Here is a 6243-nt window from a genome sequence, read left to right as displayed (position 1 = left end):
CAGCGGTGCGAGCCTCGGACGAGTCGTCAGACCCGGATCATCTGTGGAACCCCGGCCAACCGCGGCCGTAGAAAGCGTGGACGTCAAGGCGACGAAGGCGGCGGCCGAGCCCTGGGCCGCCTACGTCGATGATGGTGCCAGCTGGGCCGCACGCGACCTGTCCTGATCAGTGAGACCGACTCCCGCGCCGCTGCTCCGTCGGCACCAGTGCCGGGTCTGGCTTCCCCTTCGGAGGGGACGCGAGTGCGCTGAGCTGTGCCTCGATCTCGGTAATTTCTGGTCGCGGGTCAGTTCCTCGGACGAAGGGGCGATCGAGCTGGTCGGTGGCCCGGGCGATCTCGCGGTGAGCGCTGTCTGGCCCGTCGCGGGCTTCATACAGCGTCTTGTCCGGCTCCTGAGTCGGCTCTCTATGCGCACGACGGGATCCATGCTGTGGCGTCGTCCGAGCCTGGAGCGACGCCACGACGAGAATCCCTGGGGCCGGCGACGAGCGCGGACGTCGGTGCTGTCCGTCGGCACGATGTCCTCGCCCTCGGAATCAGTCCCCCGCAGCCGAGATGGGCAGTGTTGAAGAGCGCCGGTACCTAGTGGTACGTTCTACTGGTACTCAGCAACACAGAGTAGATGGGAGGAGGTTGGGCGTGAGCAGCCAGATGACCGAGATGCTCAAGGGCACGCTGGAGGGAATCGTCCTCGCGATCCTCGCGACGCAGCCGGCGTACGGGTACGAGATCACGGCACGGCTGAGGGACGAGGGCTTCTCGACCATCGTCGAGGGCACGGTCTACGCGATCCTGCTCCGGATCGAGAAGCACGGGTTCGTCGACGTCGAGAAGGTGCCCTCGGAGAAGGGTCCGCCGCGGAAGGTGTACTCGATCAACGCCAAGGGTCGGGAGCAGCTGGACGGGTTCTGGCAGACCTGGGGCTTCCTGACCGAGCGCATCGCCAAGCTCCACACCGAGCACACACGGGGAGAGGACTGACGTGGCCAGAAAGTGGATCGAGACGGTTACCGGCTCGCTCGAGCAGAAGAAGCAGTACCGCCAGGACCCGGCTCGCATCAACGGGCTCCCCGAGCCGTATCTCTCCGCTGCGAAGGCGATGCACCGGTACCTGACCTACTACGGGGGCATCACCGACGGCGACTCGCTCATCACGATGTTCGGGGACCTGGCGGATCTGTGGGAGCGCGCCGCCGCCGACGGGACGCCGCTGCGCGAGATCGTCGGCGAGGACCCGGTCGAGTTCACCGAGACCTTCGCCCAGACGTACATGGACAGGCAGTGGATCGACAAGGAGCGCTTCCGCCTGACCCAGGCCATCGAGGACGCAGAACGGCAGGAGCGGAAGTGACCACCGAACCGAGCGTGGCACCGGCCATTCGGGTCCAGGGCATCGAGAAGTCGTTCGGCGACCTGCAGGTGTTGCGCGGCGTCGACTTCGAGGTCCCGACGGGGAGCATCTTCGCGCTGCTCGGTTCCAACGGCGCGGGGAAGACCACGTTGGTCCGCATCCTCTCGACCCTGTCGAAGGCGGATGCGGGCACCGCCACCGTCCACGGCTTCGATGTCTCCGGGCGGGCCGGCGACGTGCGCGAGTTGATCAGCCTGACCGGGCAGTTCGCTGCGGTCGACGACGTGCTCACCGGCCGGGAGAACCTCATGCTGGTGGCCCGGCTGCGGCACCTGAAGAACCCCGGCCGGATCGCCGATGACCTGCTGGAGCGCTTCTCGCTCGCCGAGGCGGGCACCCGCAGGGCGTCGACCTACTCCGGTGGTATGCGCCGCCGGCTCGACATCGCCATGAGCCTGATCGGCGACCCGCCGGTCATCGTCCTCGACGAACCGACCACCGGCCTCGACCCCCAGGCCCGCATCGAGGTGTGGGCGACCGTCAAGGAGCTTGCCGGCCGGGGGACGACGGTGCTGCTCACCACGCAGTACCTCGACGAGGCCGAACAGCTCGCGGACCGCATCGCGATCCTGCACAAGGGCGCGATTCTGCAGAACGGGACTCTCGCCGAGCTCAAGAAGCTGCTGCCGGCGGCGGAGGTCGAGTACGTCGAGAAGCAGCCCTCCCTCGAGGACGTCTTCCTCGCCCTCGTCGGTGATACCGGCGGGACCGACACCACCGGCGACCGCACGGTCGCGGCAGGGAAGGAATGCGGATGACCACGCACGTTCTCGCCGACACCGGCGCCCTGACCGGGCGCTCGCTGCGCCACATCCTCCGCAGCCCTGACACGATCATCACGACCGCAGTCACCCCGATCGCGTTGATGCTGCTGTTCGTCTATGTGCTCGGCGGCGCGATCACCACCGGATCCGGCAGCTCGTACATCAACTACATGCTGCCCGGCATCCTGCTCATCACGATCGCCTCCGGGGTGGCGTACACCTCGTACCGGTTGTTGCTCGACCTGGAGGGCGGCATCTTCGACCGCTTCCAGTCGATGCCGATCGCGAGGTCGAGCGTGCTGTGGGCGCACGTGCTGACCTCGGTGGTGGCGAATCTGGTGTCGGTCGCGATCGTCGTCGGTGTCGCGCTGGCGATGGGGTTCCGCACCGGGGCCTCCGTGGGCGCCTGGCTCGCGGTCGTCGGCGTACTGAACCTGTTCACCCTCGCGCTGACCTGGCTCGCGGTGGTAGCCGGGCTCTCGGCGAAGACCGTCGACGGCGCCAGCGCGTTCAGCTACCCGCTGATCTTCCTGCCCTTCATCAGCTCGGCGTTCGTGCCCACCGACTCTATGCCGGGCCCGGTCGCGTGGTTCGCCCGCCACCAGCCGGTCACCTCGATCGTCGACACGCTGCGCGCGCTCTACGCCCAGCAGCCCGTCGGCAGCAGCATCTGGATCGCCCTGGCCTGGCTCGTCGGAATCCTGGTCGTCGCCTACCTCTTCGCCACTGTCCTCTTCGAGCGCAAGATCAGCTGAGGTTCGGGTCGCTCCTCAGATCTCGAGCCGGTAGCCCATCCCCGGCTCGGTGAGCAGGTGCCGCGGCTGCGAGGGGTCCGCCTCGAGCTTGCGGCGCAGCTGAGCGAGATAGACGCGCAGGTAGTTGGTGCGGTCCTCGTGGCGGGGCCCCCAGACGTGGCGGAGCATCTCGCGCTGCGGGACGATCTTGCCGCGGTGCCGGATGAGCATCTCGAGCATCTCCCACTCGGTGGGTGTCAGGTGCACCGCCTCGCCGGCCCGCCGGACGCGTTTGGCCGCGAGATCGACTTCGACGTCCCCGAACGTCACGGTGCTGTCCCCGCCGCCGGTGGTGGTGGCCGCGCGGCGGATCGCGGCGCGTAGGCGGGCGAGCAGCTCGGCCATCCCGAAGGGCTTGGTGACGTAGTCGTCTGCGCCGGAGTCGAGTGCGGTGACCTTGTCCGCGGAGTCGGTGCGGGCGGAGAGCACGACGATCGGGACCTGGGTCCAGGCCCGCAGCCCGGTGATGACGTCCGTGCCGTCGAGGTCGGGCAGCCCCAGGTCGAGGACGACGAGATCGGGATGGACGTCCCCGACCGAGGTGAGCGCCGAGCGCCCGTCGCGGGCGGTGGCTACCTGATAGCCGTGCGCGGACAGGTTGATCCGCAGGGCTCGCAGGATCTGCGGGTCGTCGTCGACGACGAGCACCCGGACCTGCTCGGCCCCGTCCCGGACGGGGCGAGGGCGCGGCCGGTCGTCGACGCCGGTCATCGGTGGGTCCCGGGCAGGGCCGCGACCTGTGGGGAGGCGGCATGGACGGCGACGGGAAGGGACACCACCAGCGTCAGGCCGCCTCCGGGGGTGTCCTCGGCGTCGAGGGTGCCCGCCATGACCTCGGTGAGCCCGCGGGCCACCGAGAGCCCGAGACCGACCCCGGTGGTGTGGCGGTCGCCGAGCTGCTGGAACGGTGCGAAGAGCTTGTCGCGCTTCTTCCTCGGCACTCCAGGACCGGAGTCGACGACGCGCAGCTCCGCGCGGCCCTGGTGGGCGCTCGCGCGCAGCACGACCGGGGCGCCGTCGCCGTGGCGCAGGGCGTTGTCCACGAGGTTGGCGACGACCCGTTCCAGCAGGCCGACGTCGGCGATGACGGCGGGCAGGTCGGCGGGTATCTCGAGGGTGATCCGGTCCGTTTCGGGCAGCCCGATCAGGGCCCGTGCGGCGATCTCGTCGTAGCCGACGGCCTCGAGCAGCGGATCCACCGCGCCGGCGGCGAGCCGGGAGGAGTCCAGGAGGTTGTCGACGAGCCCGGTGAGCCGGTCCGCCGACTCCTCGACGGTCTCCAGCAGCTCACCGCGGTCGCCGTCGGAGAGTGGGAGCAGGGGATCGCGCAGGCTGCCGATGGCGGCCTTGATCGAGGTCAGGGGGGTGCGCAGGTCGTGGCCGACCGCGGAGAGCAGCGCGCTGCGGGCCTCGTTGGCTTCCGCGCGGCGCTGGGCGTGCAACGCCTCCTCGGCCGATCGCTGGGTCCGCAGGGCGAGCAGCGCCTGGCCGCCGACGGTTTCCAGGAGCCGTCGGTCGTAGGCGGGCAGGGCGCGGCCCGTGCCGATCAGGTTCAGGCCCTCCTCGACCTCGACGTCGACATCCGCGTCCTCGGGCCGGCCGCACTGCGGCGGCCCGGACACCGCGACGCGCACCCACTCCTCCCCTTGCCTCTCGAGGAGGGCGACGCAGCGCAGCCCGAACACCTCGCGCACCTTCTCCAGCAGCCGCGGCACCGGGTCGGCGCGAGTCAGCACGGTGCGGGCGAACGAGGCCAGCAGCGCCGCCTCGGTGCGGGCGCGGGCGGCCTGTTCACCGCGCCGCGCGGCCCGGTCGACCACCAGCGCGACGAGCACCGCCACCAGCAACATGGCGACGACGGTGATCGCGTTCTCCGGCTCGTTGATCGTGAAGGAGTAGAGCGGCGGGGTGAGGAAGAAGTTCAGCAGCAGCCCGCCCAGCAGCGCAGCGACCAGAGCCGGTCCGAGGCCACCGATCAGGGCGGCGACGATCGTGGCGAGGAAGAACAGCACGACGTCCGTCGAGAGCCCGACAACGCCCTTGAGCGTCGCCCCGAACACGGTGGCCAGCACCGGGCCGACGACGCCGAGGACCCAGCCGAGCACACGGCGGTTCACCGGAAGCGCGTTGCGCAGCCGGGGCACCCGCAGCGCCGAGCCGGCGGCGCTGTGGGTGACCATGTGGATGTCGATGGACCCGGACTCCTGGATCACCCGGGCGCCGATGCCCTCGTCGAACAACCGGGCCAACCGCGAGCGCCGTGAGGTGCCGAGCACGACCTGGGTGGCGTTGACGCCACGGGCGAACTCCAGCAGCGCCTCGGACACCCCACCGGCCCCGGAGTCACCGACGACGGTGTGGAAGCTGGCTCCGACGTCGTCGGCCAGGCGGCGCAACGCATTCGTCGCCCCGACCGGCGCGCCGGCCAGCCCGTCCCCCCGCAGCACGTGCACCGCCAGCAGATCGGCCTGACCGGCCCGCTTCGCGATCCTGGTGGCGCGCCGGAGCACTGTCTCGGACTCCGGTCCGCCGGTCAGCGCCACGACGACCCGCTCGCGGGTCTCCCAGGTTTCGCGGACCTGCTTGTCGCTGCGGTAGCGCCGCAGGGCGATGTCGACCTCGTCGGCGACCCACAGCAGCGCCAGCTCGCGCAGGGCGATCAGGTTCCCGACCTGGAAGTAGTTCGCGAGGGCGGCGTCGACCTTCTCCGCGGCGTAGACGTTGCCGTGCGCGAGCCGCCGACGCAGGGCCTCCGGGGTGATGTCGACGAGCTCGATCTGCTCGGCGCGGCGCACGAACTCGTCCGGCACGGTCTCGCGTTGCCGCACCCCGGTGATGCGCTCGACGACGTCGTTGAGCGACTCCAGGTGCTGCACGTTCACCGTGGACAGCACGTCGATGCCGGCGGCGAGGATCTCCTCGACGTCTTGCCAGCGCTTCCTGTGGCGGGAGCCCGGCGCGTTGGTGTGCGCGAGCTCGTCGATCAGCACGACCTCGGGCGCGCGGTCGAGGACCGCTTGGACGTCGAGCTCCCCGTCGACCACGCTGCCGACTCGGGTGGCCCGGCGCGGCAGGACCTCGAGCCCGTCGAGCAGCTCGGCGGTCTTCTTCCGGCCGTGGGTCTCGACGACCCCGACGACGATGTCGGTGCCGCGTTCGAGCCGGCGCCGGGCCTCGCACAACATGGAGTAGGTCTTGCCCACCCCCGGCGCGGCGCCGAGGTGGATCCTCAGCTCCCCGGCCGGCGTGGACGGCGACAGCTCCGTCATCGA

6 protein-coding genes are annotated in these 6243 nt (G+C 70.4%); 4 read left to right on the top strand and 2 right to left on the bottom strand.

Annotated elements, in window-relative coordinates; all coding sequences use genetic code 11:
- Window positions 1-653 precede the first annotated feature (653 nt).
- Genes LWC33_RS24200 through LWC33_RS24185 form a run of 4 tightly spaced genes read left to right on the top strand, consistent with a single transcriptional unit; the run spans window position 654 to window position 2932 of the window.
- Window positions 654-983, top strand: coding sequence for a PadR family transcriptional regulator (locus LWC33_RS24200; protein ID WP_233306780.1), 330 nt, complete (start codon window positions 654-656; stop codon window positions 981-983).
- 1 nt (window position 984) lies between these two features.
- Window positions 985-1353, top strand: coding sequence for a DUF1048 domain-containing protein (locus tag LWC33_RS24195; protein WP_233306777.1), 369 nt, complete (start codon window positions 985-987; stop codon window positions 1351-1353).
- Window positions 1350-2171, top strand: coding sequence for an ABC transporter ATP-binding protein (locus LWC33_RS24190; protein WP_233306776.1), 822 nt, complete (start codon window positions 1350-1352; stop codon window positions 2169-2171). The genes LWC33_RS24195 and LWC33_RS24190 overlap by 4 nt, the downstream gene beginning before the upstream one ends.
- Window positions 2168-2932, top strand: a complete 765-nt coding sequence (locus LWC33_RS24185; RefSeq protein ID WP_233306775.1) for an ABC transporter permease — start codon at window positions 2168-2170, stop codon at window positions 2930-2932. Before LWC33_RS24190 ends, LWC33_RS24185 begins: the two co-directional genes overlap by 4 nt.
- Before the next feature lie 15 nt (window positions 2933-2947).
- On the opposite strand, the gene LWC33_RS24180 is transcribed toward LWC33_RS24185, so the two are convergent.
- On the bottom strand, window positions 2948-3682 hold the full coding sequence (locus LWC33_RS24180; protein WP_233306773.1) for a response regulator: 735 nt from the start codon (window positions 3680-3682) through the stop codon (window positions 2948-2950).
- On the bottom strand, window positions 3679-6240 hold the full coding sequence (locus LWC33_RS24175) for a DUF4118 domain-containing protein (protein ID WP_233306772.1): 2562 nt from the start codon (window positions 6238-6240) through the stop codon (window positions 3679-3681). Before LWC33_RS24175 ends, LWC33_RS24180 begins: the two co-directional genes overlap by 4 nt.
- Window positions 6241-6243 lie beyond the last annotated feature (3 nt).

The organism is Pseudonocardia terrae (assembly GCF_021343995.1).
In the GTDB taxonomy this organism is placed as follows: Bacteria; Actinomycetota; Actinomycetes; order Mycobacteriales; family Pseudonocardiaceae; genus Pseudonocardia; species Pseudonocardia terrae.
The sequence above is the reverse complement of the archived record's forward strand: the minus strand, read 5'-3'. Positions and strand labels throughout refer to the sequence as shown.

Bases quoted from the DNA above. Each gene is read 5' to 3' on its own strand.
- LWC33_RS24200 (WP_233306780.1), top strand. From the start codon at position 654: ATGACCGAGATGCTCAAGGGCACGCTGGAGGGAATCGTCCTCGCGATC.
- LWC33_RS24185 (WP_233306775.1), top strand. From the start codon at position 2,168: ATGACCACGCACGTTCTCGCCGACACCGGCGCCCTGACCGGGCGCTCG.
- LWC33_RS24180 (WP_233306773.1), bottom strand. From the start codon at position 3,682: ATGACCGGCGTCGACGACCGGCCGCGCCCTCGCCCCGTCCGGGACGGG.
- LWC33_RS24175 (WP_233306772.1), bottom strand. From the start codon at position 6,240: ATGACGGAGCTGTCGCCGTCCACGCCGGCCGGGGAGCTGAGGATCCAC.